We start from the raw sequence: 19,024 nt of genomic DNA, 5'->3' as shown, positions 1-19,024 counted from the left end.
TTGAATAATATTATTGCAGCCGTAGCTTTATCCTGTAATAATAAAAATAAGCTCAAACAATGGATCAGCGGATAATACCGCGCCGTTTGAAAGGGAGTGGGTTTTATGATAAAAGTCTGCAATCATCTCGGAACGATCGGCATATCTATGAAATACCTGAGAACGCTTATCTCAGGAACTGCCGAAAACTGCTTCGGCGTAGCGGGAATGAACTCCTACGGTGCAAAGCAGGGAGTTGACGCCCTTATAAAAAAGAAAAACGCTGCAAATAAAGGTGTAATTATAAGACAAAATAACAATAAGCTTATAATTGATCTGCATATTACAGTAACCTACGGCGTTAACGTAAAAGCAATAACCGAAAGCATAGCTCATAAAGTGGATTATGTTCTTACCGAACAGGCTGGCATTAGTGTCGAATCGGTAAACGTTTATGTTGACGGAATGGTAAATTAACTAAATAGGAGGACGTTTCTGGTGATAAGCGGAAAGATACTGCGTAACGCTCTTATCAGCGCTGCAAACAGTATTTCAAATAATAAAAAATCAGTTGACGAGCTGAATGTTTTTCCGGTTCCGGACGGAGATACGGGTACAAATATGTCAATGACAATAGGCAACGCCGTAGCCGAGCTTAAGAATATGAACGACGATTCAAAGGTATGCGACGTTGCCAAAACCGCAGCTTCAGCTCTGCTGAGGGGCGCGAGAGGAAATTCCGGGGTTATTTTATCGTTGATATTCCGGGGGTTTGCAAAGGCACTTGACGGTCAGAAGGCAATGGACAGCGAGCATATGGTCAGAGCCCTTGAAACAGGCGTTGACGGGGCCTACAAATCTGTAATGAAGCCTACCGAGGGTACGATCCTTACAGTTGCCAGAGAAGCGGCAGAAAAAGCAAGAGCTCTTTCTCTTTCATCAAATGATCCGCTGCTGATCTGGGACGAGGTATGCCGTCAGGCTAAGCTTTCTCTTGACGAAACGCCTAAGCTTCTTCCTGCACTTGCCAAAGCAGGAGTAGTTGACGCAGGCGGCATGGGACTGCTCATTATCTTTGAGGCAATGAAAGATGTATTTAACGGAGGAAGTATCGTTGAGGCGGCTTCATCTGATATAAAAAAGGTTACTGTTGAAACCTTTGCGGATACGGTAGGACAGTTTGATGAGGAAATTCACTTTACCTACTGTACTGAAATGCTTATAACAAAGGCGCAAGACTGCGACGATCCTTTAAAGCTGAGAGCATATCTTGAAACTATAGGCGACTGCGTTGTAGTGGTTGACGATGATGAAATAATAAAAGTTCATGTTCACACCAACGATCCCGGTCTTGCTATACAAAAGGGACTTGAATTCGGATATGTAAATCTGCCTAAAATTGAAAATATGAAGCTACAGCACGAGCAGCGCCAGAAGGAATCCAAGCAGGAATTTATACCTGCAAAGCCTGAAAAACAGTACGGCTTTGTTGCAGTAGCGGCAGGAAACGGAATAGAGGCAATGTTTAAAGATGTCGGAGTCGACTGTGTAGTAAGGGGCGGTCAGACAATGAATCCCTCTACCGAGGATATTCTTGCGGCAATAATGTCGTGTCCTGCCGAAACGGTTTTCGTTCTTCCTAATAATAAAAACATTATAATGGCCGCTGAACAGGCGGTCAAGCTTGCGGACAGAAACGTATGCGTTCTACAGACCCGTACTATCCCTCAGGGTATGAGCGCAATGCTTGCATTTGATCCGGAATGTGATTTCAATACGAACCGACTTGAAATGACGAGAGCGCTTGAAAGAGTTTCAACCGGTCAGATAACGTTTGCCGCAAGGGATTCTGATTATGAAGGTCATCAGATAAAGCAGGGTGAGATCCTTTGTCTTGACAACGGAAAGCTCGCTTTTGTTGACCGAGATGTGGCTAAGGCAGCTTACAAGCTTACCAAGCGGCTTGTAAAAGGCGACAGCTCATATATAACTATACTTTACGGAGCCGATGTATCTGATGAAGCGGCTGAAGCGTTGTACGATCAGGTTTCTTCAAAATATCAGAATATTGACGTAAATCTCATAAACGGCGGACAGCCCGTTTACTATTATATAATTTCAGTTGAATAATTTTATGAGCGGTATTTATATGCCGCTCTTTTTTACACATCACCGAACGTAATTTGGTTAAAATAAATCAGGAGGTGTTTTATTGGAACTTGCAGCAATTACTGCTGTGGGAATAGGCGGAGCAACGGTAGCCGGAGCAGCAATCGGTTTTGCGTTTAAGAACATTTCGCAGAAGCACAGTGACTCCATCTTAGGATTTGCTGCCGGAATAATGCTGGCTGCGTCAATATTTGGCCTTATCATTCCGGCAATTGAATTTTCCGAAAGGCTTGGAATATGGATAACCGTAGCCGGAATATTTGCAGGTGCGCTTTTTATAAATTTTGCCGACAGGCTTGTACCGCATCTTCATCATATAACAGGCTTAAATGAAGAAGAGCACCGAAATAACACAGCCGTAGGAAAAATACTTTTATTCGTTCTTGCTGTTGCTATTCATAACTTTCCGGAAGGAATGGCTGCGGGTATCGGCTTCGGATCAGGAGATAACGCCAATGCGGTAACTATGGCAATAGGAATAGCGCTTCAGAATATACCTGAAGGTATTATCATAATCTCTCCGCTTCTTTCTACAGGATTAAGTAAAAAACGTACTTTTGCTATTGCCTCGGCTACAGGACTTATAGAAGTTGCCGGAACATTTTTCGGATATTTTGCAGCTTCCGTATCCGGTGCGGTCCTCCCCTTCGTACTTGCTTTTGCAGCAGGAACAATGCTGTATGTTATCAGCGACGAAATGATACCGGATACTCACAGCAACGGAAATGAACGGACAGCTACTTACTCACTTCTTGCAGGTATATCGGTTATGCTTATAATAGATTATTTTCTCGGATAGACTGTTACCTGCAAATAATAAAATTTAAATCAGTAAATATTATCCGCTTGCTGAGGTAATACTTCGAGCAAACGGATAATTCTTATTTATATTTACGTCAGTAACAGAGTAGCTTCAGTAGACAGATCATTATTTAATAAAAAATTTTCAGCGCAGCAGTTATTTATTATTTTAATACTATGTCTTGACAATATTCACCGAATATGATATAATAAATACACTAAATTGCCGCTGTGGTGGAATAGGCAGACACAAGGGACTTAAAATCCCTCGGAGTAACATCCGTACCGGTTCAAGTCCGGTTAGCGGCACCAATGCTGTTAAACTTCTGATTATAAGGTTTAACAATTTTTTATCGTTAAATAAACTAAAAACTCCGTTTTCTGAAAGTTTTGCCTCTCAGCAAACGGAGCTTTTTCTTTACAAGCCTATAATGATCATCTTCATTGTCCTAATCACATACTTGCTTTCAGTATCTCGACGATCTCCTCATGGGTCAGCGTCTTATAGCCGCCCTCCATTATGAAGGTACCGTCAGCAATTGGATCAAGCATTTCCTCTGTTACTCCTAATTCACATATATTCATTATAAGACCGATCTCCTTCATCCAGCGTTCCATACATTGAAGACCCTCCTCAGCGATCTGCTCGTCAGTTTTTCCCTCAGGATCTACGTTCCATACATTAACTGCAAACCTCCTGAATTTATGAAGTCCGTAAGGACAGATATACCGATAATAAGCCATAGATACTGCTGATAGCGTCATTCCGTGAGTAGCGTTGGTATGCGCACCTATCGACTGACCTATCATATGCACCATCCAATCGGTATCCTTGCCCTTTGAAATCAGAGTATTAAGCGCCCATGCTGCAATCCACATAATATTGCTGCGGGCTTCGTAATCGGCAGGATCCTTTATCGCATTCCCGGATGAATGGATAAGCGACTTCATCAGACCCTCCATAATATAGTCAGAAGTATTGTCATCATCGCCTGAAAAATACTGCTCAGTAATATGATTCATTATATCATAGAAACCGGCCGTCATTTGATATTTCGGCAGAGTATAGGTAAATGTCGGATCTAGAACAGAGAATTTCGGAAATACATTGCTGCCGAATACATGGCCTATTTTCAGCTTCTGCTTAGGATTTGTAATAACAGAACCGCCGTTCATTTCAGAGCCTGTACCTGCCATAGTCAGAACACATCCAACTGGTATGATCTTATTGTCAACATCCTCCATGCGAAGATAATATTTATCCCAAGGATCTTCCTCGCAATAAGCAGAAACCGAAACTGCTTTTGCATAATCGCATACAGAACCGCCGCCGACAGCAAGAATAAGGTCTATATGATTTTCCCTTGCGATTTTGCAGCCCTCGTAAAGCTTATCGACAGTAGGATTAGGCATTACGCCCGGATCTTCAAAAATAGTTTTGCCTGCCGATTTCAAAATTTCGATCATCTTATCGTAAATTCCGTTTTTCTTAATAGATCCTCCGCCGTAAACAAACATTATGTTATTGCCGTATTGGGACAATTCCCCGCTCAGATTACTAAGCGATCCTTTACCGAAATACAGCTTCGTTGGATTAAAGTAGCTGAAATTACCTAACATAATAAATTCCTCCTATATTTATTTATAATACTGAATTTTGATCTGAGCCGTTATTTATAAATCTTAATCTCAATACTGCCACTGTACAACGCATTTTAAAGACCGAATATATCCTATATGCGTATAGCTGTAAGTAGCTCATTGCCGTTTAGCTCGCTCATTTCAAGCTTCAGCGACAGACGGTCGATCAGGGCTTTCGCTGTTTCATTATTATACAGTAAATCGGAAAATAATTTATCATTTGCTTTAATTTTATCTCCCGCCCGTAAGGCTCAGCGCCTTATTTGATCATGCGCATACACAGGTTTTCTTTTTATCTGTACATGAACTTTCATGGATTATTATTTCTCCTGCGGCACTTTCATCGTCCATAATGATTTGGCTGACGGCAGGAACATATATATGTCCCGACTTAGGGTTTTTAATACTAAGAACCGGAGTGGTTACAGTCGCCTCAACTTCAGATTTTTCAAAGCATAGATCGGTATCCGTCATTTCACAGTTTATAAGATTAAGCTGCTTACAGTAGCATAACGGCTGTGTACCTATGATTTTACAATTTTCAAAAGTAACATTTTCACTGTACCATGCAAGATATTCGCCTTTAACAATACTGTTTCTTACAACTATATTTTTTGCGTGCCAAAAAGCGTCTTTGGTGTCAAAAACACAATTTTCAAACAAGCAGCTGTTAATATACTGAAATGAGTACTTCCCTTTAAACTGTACATTCTTAAAGGTCAGATTTTCAGAACGCATCATAAAATATTCACTTTCGGCAGTACAGTTTTCCATTTCTAAGCCTCTGACCGACCATCCGAACTCCGGAGAAATAATATTACAGCCGTGAATTTTCACCTCACCGCACTCCCTAAGCGCTTTAATGCCATACATTTTTGTATCAGAAATCTCGATTCGTTTGGAATACCAAAGAGCCGCACGGCAATTCTCTGTCATAACAGAGTTTTTAATAATGAGATCTGTATCATGCCAGAATGGGTAACGTAGATTAAAAAAGCAATCGTCGGCGGTTATATCTCTTCCCTCTTTCAAAGCACTTTCTCCGTCGGCAGGACCGTCAAAAGCACAGTTTTTTACTATAATTCCGCTGCTTCCGTATAATGCTCTTTCCATATCGAAGGTCTTGTTTTCAATTATTCTCATAGCTTCTCATCCTTTCGGGGTTAAACTGTGTTTATCCTTTTTTGATCTGATAAACAAGATAATCAAGACAGTCTATCTGCTTTTGATTTTCATGAAGATCGTCAAGCAGTATCTGCCTGTGTTTTTCAAGCCTTTTTATTCCGCATAGGGTTTTTCCGTTTGCGAAGTCATTTAATACAGCTGCGATCGTATCACAATCGCACCCTGCGTCCTCTAAATTTTGTATTATTTTTGCAGATCCTTTGTTTTTTATCATGTGGCCGCTTCCTTTTTATACCGATGTTTTTCTTATGTAAATAACCGTATTATTTTTTGGTTACTTATATATTAGCACAAAGATTTTAAAATAGCAAATACTTATATTAAATAGTTAAATATGCTTGACAGGCATAGAAGAATATGCTATACTGAAGTTATTAAGGAGGATTCATATGGAATTACGCGTACTTCAATATTTTCTTGCAGCTGCAAGAGAACAGAGCATTACAGGAGCCTCTGAATATCTTCACCTTTCTCAACCTACGTTGTCACGCCAGCTGAAGGACTTAGAGGAGGAGCTTGGAAAAAAACTATTTATACGAGGTAACCGCAGAATTACACTGACTGAAGAGGGCATGATCCTCCGTAAGCGCGCCGAGGAAATTACACAGCTGGTAAAGAAAACAGAGGACGAGATCGCATTGTCTGACGAAACCGTAGCAGGAAATATTTTTATCGGAGCAGGAGAAACGGACGCAGTTAGATTTGTTATAAAAGCAGAACAAGAACTTAGGAACGAATATCCGTTAGTGCATTTTCATATGCAGAGCGGTGACAGAATGACCATATCTGAGAGCTTGGATAAAGGACTAGCTGATTTCGGATTAGTGTTCGGGGAAATTGATTCATCAAAATACGAATCAATAAAAATACCTTATTCAGACACCTGGGGAATTTTAATGCACCGTGATTCACCGCTTTCAAAAAAGAAATTTATCGAGCCCGAGGACCTGTGGGATAAGCCTTTGATCCTTTCAAGACAGGAATGCACAGAGTCAGCGCTGCTTCCCTGGTTCAGACGTGAAAAAGATCAGCTTAATATTATAGGAACCTATAACCTTTTATTCAACGCTTCTCTTATGGTCGAGGAAGGACTCGGATATGCACTGTGTCTGGATAAGATAATTAATGTATCAGGTGACAGCAGGCTATGCTTCAGACCGTTATTTCCAAAAATGCAAATCGGTACGCATATTATCTGGAAAAAATATCAGGTACTTACAAGACCGGCTGAACGATTTCTCGAACAACTAAGGAAAGCGCAGCCCAACAGCTGAACGCATCTATGGTATATGCGCTACGTTATTTATAATATCTGAAAATATATACGCTCAGCAACTCAGACCAGCCAGTCTTTCTAATCATATAAACATAAAAAAACCGCATATTCCGAAACAGAAAACACGGCTTTTTAAGGGTCTATAAATTAAAAGCAATTTTGTCTGCGATTTCTTTTACACTCGCCGATACTCTCACAATTATAGCATATCTCGTTTTCAATATGCTTACCGGCGAAAAAGTCAGATATATTTCTTATTGTTGTATAAGCAATACTGTCAAGAGCTTCTTCAGTAAGAAATGCCTGATGAGAGGTGATAATAACATTCGGCATAGACAGCAGTCTTGCCAGCGTGTCGTCGTGAAGAATATGTCCGGACTTATCCTCAAAAAACAGATCGGTTTCCTCCTCATAAACATCAAGACAGGCAGCGCCTACCTTTTTGCTCTTGATCCCATCAAGCAATGCTTCAGCATCAATCAGAGAACCTCGGGAAGTATTGAGTATTATTACTCCGTCCTTCATTTTTTCAATAGATTCTGTACAGATCATATGATTATTCTCATTTGTCAGAGGACAATGCAGAGAAATAATATCGCTTTCAGAATACAGCTCTTCAAGAGATACATACTTCGCTTTAACTTCCTTTGACGTAAACTTGTCGTATGCCAGAACTCTCATTCCAAATCCGTTGCAGATATTTACAAATGCTTTTCCTATTTTTCCGGTACCGATAATACCCACAGTTTTCTGATAAAGATTCATTCCCACAAGTCCTGAGATACTGAAATTGAAATCCCTGGTACGATTATAAGCCTTGTGGATACGCCGAACAGAGGTCATGAGCAAAGCCGCAGTATGTTCTGCGACTGCTTCCGGTGAGTAGGCAGGAACGCGTACAATATGAATTTTTTCATAGGCGGCTTTTACATTTACATTGTTAAAGCCTGCACAGCGAAGCGCGATCAGCTTAATACCATATGAATACAATGCTTTTACAACTGCTTCATTCAGTTCGTCATTAACGAAAACAATCACAGTATCAAACCCCTTAGCCAATGAAACAGTGGACTCATCAAGCTTTACAGTAAAGTATTTAATGAACAGTTCTTCACTTTTGATTTTATCAAATGATTCAATATCATATGGCTTTGAGTCAAACATAGCCGCTTTGATCATAATTTTCTTCTCCTTAATCTTCTCAATAGCTTGATTTTTTATATAAAATTAACTCCTAAAAACAGCGGTAACCCATAGCGCGTCGTTTCAGTATCAATATCTCTATAATTTTTTGTGCTTTACTACATAATATTGCCCCTGATCTCTAAAAAAATCAGGGGCTTATTAACATTTACAAAAATTTAATGTACAGTTGAAAAGTATATTTAATTAAGTTTGTGTCTTTCTATTAAGCGCTGTCAGCTACCTTTTCAGTAATTGACAAAGCGTATTTTTTAAGTTCTTTACATCAATAGGTTTGGCAATATGAGCGTTCATACCGGAATCCAGTGCAGACTTAACATCTTCTGCGAATGCGTTCGCTGTCATAGCAATTATTGGTATTTCTGCAGCATCAGGGCGCTGCATACCCCGTATCAGCCTAGCAGCCTCATAACCGTTCATTCTTGGCATCTGAATATCCATAAGAATTGCGTTATAAGTTCCGGACTCAGTTTTATAAAACTCATCTGCCGCCTGCTTACCGTCCGTCTTAACCACATACTCTGCACCGAACAGATCCAGAAGTCCGCAGATAATTTCGGCATTTATAGCATTATCCTCAGCTATGAGAATACGGCATCCGGACAGAATGGCTGAATCGCCAGCATTAAGACTGCCGCTATCAGAAGAACCTGATTTGCCGCAGCAATCGTGTGCAATTTCAAATTCAAGCTCGACCTTAAACACACTTCCCTTACCTACCTGACTGTCGACGGTTATCCTTCCTCCCATAAGGTCTATCAGGCCCTTCGTTATACTTAATCCAAGGCCCGTTCCCTCAATCTGCTCTGAATTTTTACTTCGGACAAACGGCGAGAATATATCTGAAAAATATTCTTCTGGTATGCCTATTCCGGTGTCCTTAACCGTAAAACGATAACAGACAAAATTCCGCTCGGTTGGCTCGATCTCCTCTGTCAGGAAATCCACGCTTCCTCCCTTATGAGTAAACTTTACCGCATTGCTTAAAAGATTGATCAGAATTTGATTGATCCGCAAGGGATCACCATAAAAGCAGAAATGTGATATTCCCTCTGTACGGACGGTAAATTCAATACCCGACTCTCTGGCCTGAGGAGAAATAATATCTGAAAGCTGCTCAAGTAGTTCAGAAAGACATATTACCCTTTTGTTCAGTTCTATTTTTGAACCGTCTATCTTGCTCATATCCAGTACATCGTTTATCAGGCTGAGAAGATGCTTAGAAGAAACGGAAATTTTCTTAAGGTATTCTTTCACAAGATCGGTATCGTCAAGATGTGCAAAAGCCAGCGCCGTCATTCCCATTATCGCATTCATAGGGGTTCGTATATCGTGGCTCATCGCAGAAAGAAAATCGCTTTTCGCATGATCTGCTTTACGCGCCGACTCAAGGGCATTTTGCAGTTTGATCTGTGATTTTCTTTCCGCTGCCAGCATATCGGTAATATCAGCACGCACCAGACAAACTGTTCTGTGATTCTGATCTCCCCAAAGGACATTGATCTGATTATACCTATCTTCCTTATCTGTTCGGTAAGACAGCAGGAATTCATACCCCGCCGGTTCTTCCTCAAGACGTTTCAGCATTGTGTCCAGTTTAAGCTCTTTAGCCTTTCCTTCCTGTTTTACTTCATTCTTTTTGACATAACTCTCAATTTCATTTTCATAATTTTCTATAATATAAGGAGGAAGATTTTCCAAAACTGTCTGACGCGTATACATTGTCATTCTTTTTGTACTTACATCAATAAAACCGGCAAGATCAAAAGTATAAGCTATCATATTGAGCAGCCCCTGCTGCTCTCTGACAGAATCAGTAATATCCGTTCTTGATAAACAGATACGTCCGAACCGAAGATCTATAGCTGTAACAGTCATATTCTTGGTACGGATATCTCCGTTGTCGTCGGCTATAGAATAAGAAAAAGTATATGATTCTTCCTTTTGCAGACGTTTCATCATTATTTCCGGATCCAGACTCTTTCTATATGCTTCTCTATCTTTCGGAACTATTCTCATAAGCATACTGCTCATCCATTGAGTATGGACACCGCTTTCGGGCGGAATAAGATTTGAACCCTCATTTAAAGATATAACCTTATATTTATCTTTAAGAACATCTACATCTACTACAAAATCATGACCGGTCAATGATAATTGATTAAGTATACGGGCGGATATAGTTTGTTCAGTTATATCCGTAACTGTTAAAATACCGGTCAGATCCTCTGTATCCGGCTCGGATACCATGTTCATTTTAAATTGTACGAATCTTCCCGAAGGTTCATTCGGCAGCTTGACAAAACAATCAAAAATATGTACCGTTTCATTTCTCTTAAATGCTGCAAGAGCCGGTGAATCCAAGAATATATCAAGGAATTTACGGCGTTCAGAACCATCTTCGATCATTTCTGAAAGTCCGGTAAAAAACTTGTCACGATCCGATCCGAATTTTCCAAGGGGGTTTAGATTTATATAATCGATTATCTCAAGTATTTTATTCTGTGTTATATTACAGTGTCCGACAATCATAGCGTTCGGATCCGGCGTCCGGTAATGCCTTAAAATCAGATCCTTATATTGCCGGCGGACACGTTCATGTTCTTCTATCTCTTTGGTAATATCGCAATAAATAGCATAGATACGTTTTTCTCCGTTCTGATTGGAAATTATAGAAAAAGATACCTTCGTCCATAGATAACCGTCTGTTCCTTTTTTTATTCGGTAAGATGTTTCATAATAATTATCATGTCCGGCAATATATTTTTTCAGCTCTTTCCGTATACGTTTTATATCATCCGGGTGTATGCCACTGGTTGCATCATATCGGTAAACATCCCAAGCTTCTTCAAAAGTCATATCAGTCATAGCGGCAAAACCGTCAGAAATGTATTCAGGTATCATAGTACCGTCTTTTTCATAGCGAACAACAGCGATACCGCCCGGAAGATTTTTTACAACAGTCTGAAGATACTCCTCCAGCCGTTCCTTTTCCTTTTTCATCTTTACTTCTTCAGTAGCGTCACGCACAAATTTTATGTATGCAGGAACACCATTCCAGTCAGCCTCTATAAATCGGGTTATATATACCCGGCCTGAGCTGTTAACAGTCATCTCATGCTCAAGACCGTCGGCTTCCCTGTTCTTCAGAGTACAAAATTCACATGGTGAATCTTTGCCGTGAAGCGCCGCATAACATTTTTGAACTGTATTTGCAGAGCTGAAAGAAAATAAGTCCTTTGAATCATTTACATAAAGAAGATCATAATTTTCCTTATCTATAACATATATACCGTCAGCGGATTCATTGGCTATACGCTGAAAAAGCTGAGCTTCAGCTGACATTCCGGTATAAACGGCATAAAATCTCGTAACGTTTGATAACGGACCCATCCTCCTGCCGTTCAGATGAATCCATATCAGGCTGCCGTTTTTATGCTTCATTCTATAAGAAATATCCAATACGTCACCGCTCAAAAGCGCCGCCTTTGCCGCAGTAAGCACTCTATCCCTATCCGGTGCATATACGATGTTCATTGCATCGTTGTGCACCAATTCCTGAAATTCCTCCCGTGTATGCCCTGAGATAGCCGTAACGCCGTCTGAATAAAAGGTCGGGATAAAACGCTCTCCTTCAACCCGATAACTGGCTATTCCGCCCGGAATTGAGTTTACCAGATGATCAAGCAGAAGCTGAGCTTCCTTCAGCTCGTTAATATTGTGAAAAACGCACTGAAGCAACGGACAGCCGTCTTTTTCACCGATCTGCTTTGCCTGCATATGAACCCACACGATATTACCGCTGCGATGCTGCTTACGATACTCAAAATCCGCTACCGTATGTTTTTTAAGAGCCTTGCGGAGATTGGATATTACCATATCTTTATCTTTATAATAGATTATTGCTGTGGCGTTTTGCTTGACCAACTCACTGTATTCATCTGAAGTATATCCGGAAAGCTCAGGTACTCCGTCAGAAAAATACAATGTTTCAAATATATCTGATACCTTATAAATTGCAACTCCTCCCGGTATCGCATTTATTATATTCTGAGTTTTTATATTTGCGGCAGTCAGCTCATTCTCCAGTTTCTTATATTCGCTTACGTCGCTGTATACACAATAAAGCAGCTTTGTATTGTCTTCCTCCTGCACGACAGTACCTTCAAGACGGATCCAGCGGTATAATCCCATCTGATCGTTCCAGACCCTGTATGTATGACTAAGATTACTGTTATTGGAGGCAGCTTCTTTAACCTTTTCCTTCAAAAGGCTTAGATCTTCACGATGAACGCCCATATATTCAGTCGCACGCTCCATCGCTTGGATATGATCGTCAGAATAGCCAAGCAGCGCATAAAACGCCGGATTATGAAAAACCGGAAAAATCTTATTTTCTACAATACGATAGACGCACAGACCGCATGGAATATTTCCAAAGGTCGACTCAAGTTTTTTCTTGATCGCTTCTGAATGTTCTTCCTTTTTTTTCTTTTTTGTAATATCCGAAACATATTCAATATGCGCAGGTCTTCCGTTCCAATCAATAATTTTTCCGCTGAGCTCATAGATACACATTGTTTGAGGATGCAGGAACTCACGTGTAAATAGTTCGCCGCGGTTAATACGTCCGGCATGACAAAAAGAGCATGGCTTATCAAAACCTGCTAAATGATAACAGCAGCAGTCCTCAAAACCGTCTTTAGGCAGTAATATTTCCTTTGCCAGCTGGTTTGCATACAAAACCTTTTTGCTTTCTATCTCACTGACAAATATCGCTACCGGGACATTATCTAGCATAGCCGTAAGCTGTTCCATCGTCAGAAATTCTTCCGTCATTTCGTTCACATTCTTTCCGCTTATTTTCAGGAAAATCAAACTTTACTGCTTATTATACAAGAACGCTTACGAAAAGGTTTCTGCTGCGGCAATCATCCTGATTAGGTTAATTACCGAATTTAAATTTACAGTGTTGATTCTCAGTTATACATTACATTTTATTAAGCAAGTATGTTATTACTTTTATTATATCTCATATTAAAATTTTTGTCAATTAAAATAATAATATAGCGGCTTTAATATAGTATTAAAAAATAAATTTGTAGATATAGAACAGATAAAATCGAATATATCATATCTGTAAATAAAGTAAAGAAAAAAGGCAGCCGATCGGCTGCCTTCTAACTTGTGTAAAAATTTTGGAGAGGATGAAACGAGCTAAGAGTTTATTCACTTAGTGTGTTCATTCTTTTTTCTTTCTTTGTTCTACAATTAATATTATACTCAATAAGAAAGAAACATCAAGAACAATACAATTACATTTTACTACAGATCGTTTACAATTGACATTTTCTGCTGTAACCGTTCTGGCACCTTTTTATTTGCAAAATTTACCTTGAAATAATCAAAAAAGTATAAAGCGTATAAATAGTTTTTGTAATATCTGCCGCAGTTTATACCGCTATTCAGCTGCGCCGTATTCCGCACGGTATTCAAGCATTTTATCAAGGTACTCCCTGCCGTCTACTATTCCGTCCTCTATGGCTTTGATTATATCGTTTATATTAACTATAGAATAAACCTTAACTCCGAAGTCTATATACGCCTGCTGTATAGCTGAAAGCTCTGTATCAAGCGCTTTTTCCATTCTGTCAACTGTAATGACCATACCGGTTACGTCAACGTCGGCAGCAGATTTAAGCTTTGGCATAGATTCGTGAAGAGCCTTTCCAGAGGTCATAACGTCATCAATTATAATAACCTTTTCATTATCGCTCAGCTTCTTTCCTACAAACATTCCGCCTTCCCCGTGATCCTTTGCTTCCTTTCTGTCAAAGCAGTAGGAAACATCGGCTCCGTATTTGGTACCCAGTGCAATTGCAGCCGAAACTGCAAGAGGAATACCCTTATAAGCGGGTCCGAAAAGGGTTTCTACGGGAATTTTGTTATCCATAATACAATCCGCATAAAATCCGCCTAGCTTCGCAAGCTGAGCGCCGGTCTTATAATTTCCGCAGTTTATAAAATACGGCGCCTTTCTGCCGCTTTTCAAAGTAAAATCTCCAAACGTAAGCACTCCGCTGTCTGCCATGAATTTAATAAACTCTTCCTTATAAGTCATAAGCTTTACTTCCCTTCAATTTAAATCTATATACATTATATCATATCCAAGTCCTTGTTGCAAGTACCGAAAATGCGTTTTTTATCAGGACAAAAATATCCCGCATTTCAGAGAAGATATTCTGCTATTCCTTTACGGTTATTATCCAGCCTCCGCAGTTATCGGAAGACACTGTCGTTTCAGAGCCTTCAGGAACTCTGACAAGCTCGCCTTTCTGACGTGAAATTATGTATCCGCCGTATCTATAGAACTTACCGCATTCAAGACTATCAAAATATTCTTCAAGCGTTTCATACTCACGGCTTATTATCTCCGAATGAGGCAGACCAACATATCTTATATGCCACGGCTCATATTCTATTCCCGTAACATCTTTTTTCAAAAGCGGGTATCTTATTATAAAACCATATTCCCCGCATTTTGAATTTACAAACTGTCCCGCGTCTGACTTAAGAAATCCCATTCCGGCATATCCGTCGGTATATACGTCAAGAGCTAATCCTGTCTGATGCTCGCTTGAGCCGGCTGACATAGCCGTATCGGAACCCTGCTCAGACAATATTTCCTCCTGCTCCTGTGCAGTACGGAATGAGGAGATTATGTAGAGCGGTTCTCCGGTATTCTTCTTTACTGCGTCTGACAGCTCCTCAAACGCCTGCTCTGCACAGCGGTTTATCATTGCTCCGCTGTTCTTGTAGTCAACAATCTCGGCTTTAAAGCTACTGCCAAGGGTATTATCGCAGTTTACCAGCATAAGACTTTGATTTACAGTACAGCCGTTGTGCTCAAGCTCATTTATATACATACTTTTAAGAGTCAGAGAGCTTTCGCTTATCTCAGTAACATCTGCGCTTTTACTCAGCTGAATGAACTCATGCTTTACAATAAACCTGAGATCAGGCCGAAGCGCAAACAATCCTCCGACAGCGGCAGCAGCAAGCACAGCCAAAATCAGGATCACCCTGCAAAATCGCTTTTTTCTTACAAACATTTTTGTCATCATCCTTTATATTTTCCGGAGGACATCTGATATAGATATCCTCCGGAATTCTCTTTATTCTGAAGTTTTTGCAAAACCGTCTGAATCTGTAGATTTCTGAAACAGAAGCACTGCCTTGAAAACGTCGCCGTCCAGCTCGATACGGAATACTCCGCCGCAGGCTTCCGTAAAAGTTTTTGCTATTGAAAGTCCGAGACCGTTTCCTCCGTCAGTTCTGGATTTATCTCCTCTTGTAAACCTCTCGGTTATTTCGTCAGGAGTAAAATTCATTTCATAGCTTGCAGTATTCTTCATTTCAAGTCTAATATAATTCTTCTCTTCTTTAAGATCAATAAATATTCTCGTACCGTCCATTGAATAGTTCAGAGCGTTATCTATCAGGTTCTGGAACACCCTGTACAGCTTGTTTCCGTCAGCAGTTATAATCGCAGACTTAGCTTCTGTATTTATTTTCATCTGCCTTCCGCTTTTTTCTATTTTATCCTGTGCGTCAGCAAGAGCCTGATTAAGAAGGATTACAGCGTCCAATTTCTCCATATCTATATCCACTCCGCTGGTCGCTTTAGCAAGTGAAAATACGTCTGCCACAATATTTTTAAGCTTTTCAGATTTCTGCTCCAGTATCTTTACATAATCCATAGCTTCAGGCGGCAGATCCTCCGATTTAAGCAGGTCGATATAGCTTATAATTGAAGTAAGGGGCGTTTTCAGATCATGTGAAACATTTGTAACAAGCTCTATCTTCATTCTTTCCGACTGAACCTGTTTTTCAACGGTATCCTTGATATTCTTTGAGATCTCAGACAGCTTTATACTGTCTGAGTATACAGGAGAAGTTACAGGAATATCGCTGTCAGGCTCATCTCCTCTGCTCATCTGGTCTATCTGAATATCAAGCCTGTTAATATCTCTGTATATCCTGAATTCCGTAATAATAAACCATATAAAATATATGATCCAAGCTATAATTGAAATTACCGCCAATCCCGAGTTTAATCCTGATCTGTAATAATCATAGTCGTCCTCATACGAATAATGCTGAACGCCGTAGCTCATTATAATTATCAGCGCTTCCGCAGCTGTAACCCCTGCAAATATCCATTGTCTTATATACAGCTTTCTTGCAACTGTCTGGCTGCTGTATTTTTCAAACAATCCCCATGACCTGAGCTTTTCTCCCGACCATCTCAGAAATCCCTTGAACAGCTTGAATACATAGAAATCCCTCCAGAAGCTATGGACCTTCAGCTTGCTGACTGCACCAAGCAGGAATCCAAGTCCCGCTGCACTTATAAAAGTAACCGCACCCCCGAGACACCAATACGAATAGGGTCTTGGAATATCGAAAAGATTTTTTATTATTCTTAACCAGCCAGAATATTCGCTGAGAATAACCCCGGCAAATGCCAGAGACATTATCATTCCAATTACAAGAAACTCAGTATGCCATCTTCCGAAAATAACGGCGTAACGCCATTTTTGGTTATTTTCTCCGCAGTACCCGCATACCGCAATAAGATATACAACACATATCAGCAGCACAAGAGAAGCGGCGATGATCTTTACTGTAAGTTTATTTTTCAGATCAACGCTTTTATTAAATCTCGCTTCTGCCGCCGCAAGCTTTTCCTGATTCGGCGATATCATAACGATCATATCCTCGTCGTCAAGAAGATTGAATTTATAACCCTCCAGATCCTCTATAGATATATCTGCGTATAGCTTTCCGTCTTCGTTGTAAGATTCATAATAATCGTTGTAGTCCTCCAATTTTTCTTTGCTGATAAGAACCTTTTTATATCCGTTGATAATAAATGCCTTTGAAGCGTCATTTATATCAAAGTCGTAAATATACAGATCGTCGTAAGGCCCGTAGCAGGATATATATCTTCCATAACTGTCATACCCCGACCATCCTACAGGTATTGAATACATGCTGTATATTTCCTGCTCCGTAAAATTTCCGTCGCTGGCGCTCCAATGATCTGATGTAATAAAATAATCCATGGAATTGTCATTGCTCTGATAATTTTCGTCATTTTCCGCCGTATTTTTATATCTGGTATACCAGCAGCTTCTTTCTTTCTGAAAGTCTTTAATATCATTCTGATCGGCAATAATTCCCGTCATTTCTTCAATATTAGTGATTACGCTGTTACCGAAGCAAACATAGTAATCAAAAAAACTGCTTTCTATAACCGGAGTTCTGTTATTGCTGTATATATTTATAATATTAGAATATTCATAGCTTTTCAGAGCACGCATGAAATTTTTGTACAAATCTTCGCTGCCCTGAAATTCTCCGTTCTTACAGTTTCTGAGATAAACCGTAGCAGTAGTGCAGAGCGCCTGATACAGATTGTTCTTACTTGAGATAAATTCCTCGCTGGAAGTATATCTGTCCTCAAAGAAATAGCCAGAATTATTTCCGTTCTCATCATGCTGAAAAGCCCAGCCGAGGATACACACACCCATAGCGCAGGTCAGAAGAAACGCCAGCGTTCTCATCATGCCGGAAGTCAGAACAGCCTTAAACCTACCGAAATTTTTCTTTTTTTCATTATTACTGCCTTCGTTTAATTCCTCTGTATCAGATTTTTTCGATTTTATATCCAATGCCCCACACCACCTTTAAATATTTCGGTTCACGAGGATTTATCTCTATCTTTTCACGGATATGGCGTATATGTACCATAACCGTATTTTCTACAGCATAAGCGTCCTCGTTCCATACCTTTGAGTAGATCTCCTCCGCTGAAAAGATCCTTCCCGCATTGCGCATAAGGAGTTCCATTATTTTCAGCTCGGTAGCCGTCAGCTTGACCTGCTCTCCGTCTACCTCCAGTGTTTTGGCGGAGGTATCGAGAGCAAGTCCGCCTATTTTTATTATATCCGTTTTGTTTGTGTCTGCTGAGCCTAAATGAAGATAACGCCGCAGGTTTGACTTAACTCTTGCAACAAGCTCCATCGGATTATACGGCTTTGTAATGTAATCGTCTGCGCCCATAGAAAGTCCGAGAACCTTGTCGGTGTCCTCCGATTTAGCCGAAAGAACAAGGATAGGAATATTTCTTGTGGCTCTTATTTTCATCATTGCCGAAAGTCCGTCAAGCTTAGGCATCATTATATCGATAAGAATAAGATTTATATTTCTGTTGGAGGCAAGCTTGTCGAGAGCGTCAAGTCCGTCGTACGCACGGATCACCTCGAAATCCTCCTTCTCAAGCAGCTTTGCAATAGCCGCAACAATATCCTTATCGTCATCAACAACCAGAATACAGCCGTTTTCCATTTAAGCTCAATCCTTTCTTTCTACAATAGAATTATAAAGTACACTTTTTAAGTTCAACCCGATATATTTCTTAAAAATATCTTAACCATGATTATTATAACACACATAAAGGCTGTTTACAACAAAAAACGGCGCGTCTGCGCCGTTTTCTCAGTTATTTCTTCGTCCTGACGGTTTTTACTCCGCTCCATGCTCCCAAGGCGTTCGTTCCGCCTCCGTTTGACTTGTATGCTAGCGCTCGGTATTTATACGAGGTATTCCTTTTTAGTCCTCTGATCTTTAGCTCCTCTGATCCCTTTACCAGCTTTACAGTCTTCCACGTCTTCCCTCCGTCGCTTGACTGCTGTACCTTATAGC

At 40.2% G+C, this 19,024-nt stretch carries 15 protein-coding genes and 1 tRNA gene; 5 read left to right on the top strand and 11 right to left on the bottom strand.

Translation table 11 applies throughout. The annotated features are described in order from the left end of the window. The first annotated feature begins 105 nt into the window (after nt 1–105). The 4 genes from ACYQ0H_RS06225 (at nt 106) to ACYQ0H_RS06210 (ending at nt 3,261) form a co-directional block, all read left to right on the top strand. Nucleotides 106–456 (top strand): Asp23/Gls24 family envelope stress response protein, encoded by a 351-nt coding sequence (locus ACYQ0H_RS06225; protein ID WP_459811977.1) that lies wholly within the window; start codon nt 106–108, stop codon nt 454–456. 21 nt (nt 457–477) lie between these two features. Beyond that, nucleotides 478–2,109, top strand: a complete 1,632-nt coding sequence (locus ACYQ0H_RS06220; protein ID WP_459811976.1) for a DAK2 domain-containing protein — start codon at nt 478–480, stop codon at nt 2,107–2,109. Between the two features lie 82 nt (nt 2,110–2,191). Beyond that, the gene (locus ACYQ0H_RS06215) at nt 2,192–2,947 is read left to right on the top strand and encodes a ZIP family metal transporter (protein ID WP_459811975.1); all 756 of its coding nucleotides are present in this window, start codon (nt 2,192–2,194) and stop codon (nt 2,945–2,947) included. 227 nt (nt 2,948–3,174) lie between these two features. After that, nucleotides 3,175–3,261 (top strand) — tRNA-Leu (locus ACYQ0H_RS06210). A 141-nt stretch (nt 3,262–3,402) separates the two neighbouring features. Here ACYQ0H_RS06210 and ACYQ0H_RS06205 read toward each other — a convergent pair. The 4 genes from ACYQ0H_RS06205 to ACYQ0H_RS06190 form a co-directional block, all read right to left on the bottom strand. After that, the gene (locus tag ACYQ0H_RS06205) at nt 3,403–4,569 is read right to left on the bottom strand and encodes an iron-containing alcohol dehydrogenase (RefSeq protein WP_459811974.1); all 1,167 of its coding nucleotides are present in this window, start codon (nt 4,567–4,569) and stop codon (nt 3,403–3,405) included. Nucleotides 4,570–4,682: 113 nt separating this feature from the next. Beyond that, nucleotides 4,683–4,820 (bottom strand): cyclophilin-like fold protein, encoded by a 138-nt coding sequence (locus ACYQ0H_RS06200; RefSeq protein WP_459812089.1) that lies wholly within the window; start codon nt 4,818–4,820, stop codon nt 4,683–4,685. 37 nt (nt 4,821–4,857) lie between these two features. Next, nucleotides 4,858–5,733 carry a DUF3737 family protein gene (locus ACYQ0H_RS06195; protein WP_459811973.1) on the bottom strand — a complete coding sequence of 292 codons (876 nt, stop codon included), beginning with the start codon at nt 5,731–5,733 and terminating at the stop codon, nt 4,858–4,860. 31 nt (nt 5,734–5,764) lie between these two features. After that, nucleotides 5,765–5,989, bottom strand: coding sequence for a hypothetical protein (locus ACYQ0H_RS06190; RefSeq protein ID WP_459811972.1), 225 nt, complete (start codon nt 5,987–5,989; stop codon nt 5,765–5,767). Nucleotides 5,990–6,164: 175 nt separating this feature from the next. Between ACYQ0H_RS06190 and ACYQ0H_RS06185 the strand changes: the two genes are divergently transcribed. Beyond that, a complete protein-coding gene (locus ACYQ0H_RS06185) occupies nt 6,165–7,049 on the top strand; it encodes a LysR family transcriptional regulator (protein WP_459811971.1) in 885 nt (294 codons plus the stop codon). Between the two features lie 149 nt (nt 7,050–7,198). Here ACYQ0H_RS06185 and ACYQ0H_RS06180 read toward each other — a convergent pair whose 3' ends face one another. The 7 genes from ACYQ0H_RS06180 to ACYQ0H_RS06150 form a co-directional block, all read right to left on the bottom strand. Then, on the bottom strand, nt 7,199–8,230 hold the full coding sequence (locus ACYQ0H_RS06180; protein WP_459811970.1) for a 2-hydroxyacid dehydrogenase: 1,032 nt from the start codon (nt 8,228–8,230) through the stop codon (nt 7,199–7,201). A 243-nt stretch (nt 8,231–8,473) separates the two neighbouring features. Next, complete coding sequence (locus ACYQ0H_RS06175; protein WP_459812088.1) at nt 8,474–13,093, bottom strand: PAS domain-containing protein; 4,620 nt, start codon at nt 13,091–13,093, stop codon at nt 8,474–8,476. Between the two features lie 622 nt (nt 13,094–13,715). After that, a complete protein-coding gene (pyrE, locus tag ACYQ0H_RS06170) occupies nt 13,716–14,375 on the bottom strand; it encodes an orotate phosphoribosyltransferase (RefSeq protein ID WP_459811969.1) in 660 nt (219 codons plus the stop codon). Nucleotides 14,376–14,499: 124 nt separating this feature from the next. Beyond that, nucleotides 14,500–15,366 carry a M15 family metallopeptidase gene (locus ACYQ0H_RS06165; RefSeq protein WP_459811968.1) on the bottom strand — a complete coding sequence of 289 codons (867 nt, stop codon included), beginning with the start codon at nt 15,364–15,366 and terminating at the stop codon, nt 14,500–14,502. Nucleotides 15,367–15,429: 63 nt separating this feature from the next. Next, a complete protein-coding gene (locus tag ACYQ0H_RS06160) occupies nt 15,430–17,991 on the bottom strand; it encodes a sensor histidine kinase (protein ID WP_459811967.1) in 2,562 nt (853 codons plus the stop codon). Next, nucleotides 17,966–18,667 carry a response regulator transcription factor gene (locus ACYQ0H_RS06155; protein WP_459811966.1) on the bottom strand — a complete coding sequence of 234 codons (702 nt, stop codon included), beginning with the start codon at nt 18,665–18,667 and terminating at the stop codon, nt 17,966–17,968. The genes ACYQ0H_RS06160 and ACYQ0H_RS06155 overlap by 26 nt, the downstream gene beginning before the upstream one ends. Nucleotides 18,668–18,821: 154 nt before the next feature. Continuing rightward, the coding region (locus ACYQ0H_RS06150; protein WP_459811965.1) for a fibronectin type III domain-containing protein at nt 18,822–19,024 on the bottom strand (203 nt) is incomplete at its 5' end.

The sequence above is a fragment of the Hominimerdicola intestinalis genome, assembly GCF_054655215.1.
The sequence above is the reverse complement of the archived record's forward strand: the minus strand, read 5'-3'. Positions and strand labels throughout refer to the sequence as shown.

Coding starts and splice junctions, on each gene's coding strand:
- ACYQ0H_RS06225 (WP_459811977.1), top strand. CDS start 106: ATGATAAAAGTCTGCAATCATCTCGGAACGATCGGCATATCTATGAAA.
- ACYQ0H_RS06205 (WP_459811974.1), bottom strand. CDS start 4,569: ATGTTAGGTAATTTCAGCTACTTTAATCCAACGAAGCTGTATTTCGGT.
- ACYQ0H_RS06195 (WP_459811973.1), bottom strand. CDS start 5,733: ATGAGAATAATTGAAAACAAGACCTTCGATATGGAAAGAGCATTATAC.
- ACYQ0H_RS06190 (WP_459811972.1), bottom strand. CDS start 5,989: ATGATAAAAAACAAAGGATCTGCAAAAATAATACAAAATTTAGAGGAC.
- ACYQ0H_RS06185 (WP_459811971.1), top strand. CDS start 6,165: ATGGAATTACGCGTACTTCAATATTTTCTTGCAGCTGCAAGAGAACAG.
- ACYQ0H_RS06180 (WP_459811970.1), bottom strand. CDS start 8,230: ATGATCAAAGCGGCTATGTTTGACTCAAAGCCATATGATATTGAATCA.
- ACYQ0H_RS06175 (WP_459812088.1), bottom strand. CDS start 13,093: ATGACGGAAGAATTTCTGACGATGGAACAGCTTACGGCTATGCTAGAT.
- pyrE (WP_459811969.1), bottom strand. CDS start 14,375: ATGACTTATAAGGAAGAGTTTATTAAATTCATGGCAGACAGCGGAGTG.
- ACYQ0H_RS06165 (WP_459811968.1), bottom strand. CDS start 15,366: ATGTTTGTAAGAAAAAAGCGATTTTGCAGGGTGATCCTGATTTTGGCT.
- ACYQ0H_RS06155 (WP_459811966.1), bottom strand. CDS start 18,667: ATGGAAAACGGCTGTATTCTGGTTGTTGATGACGATAAGGATATTGTT.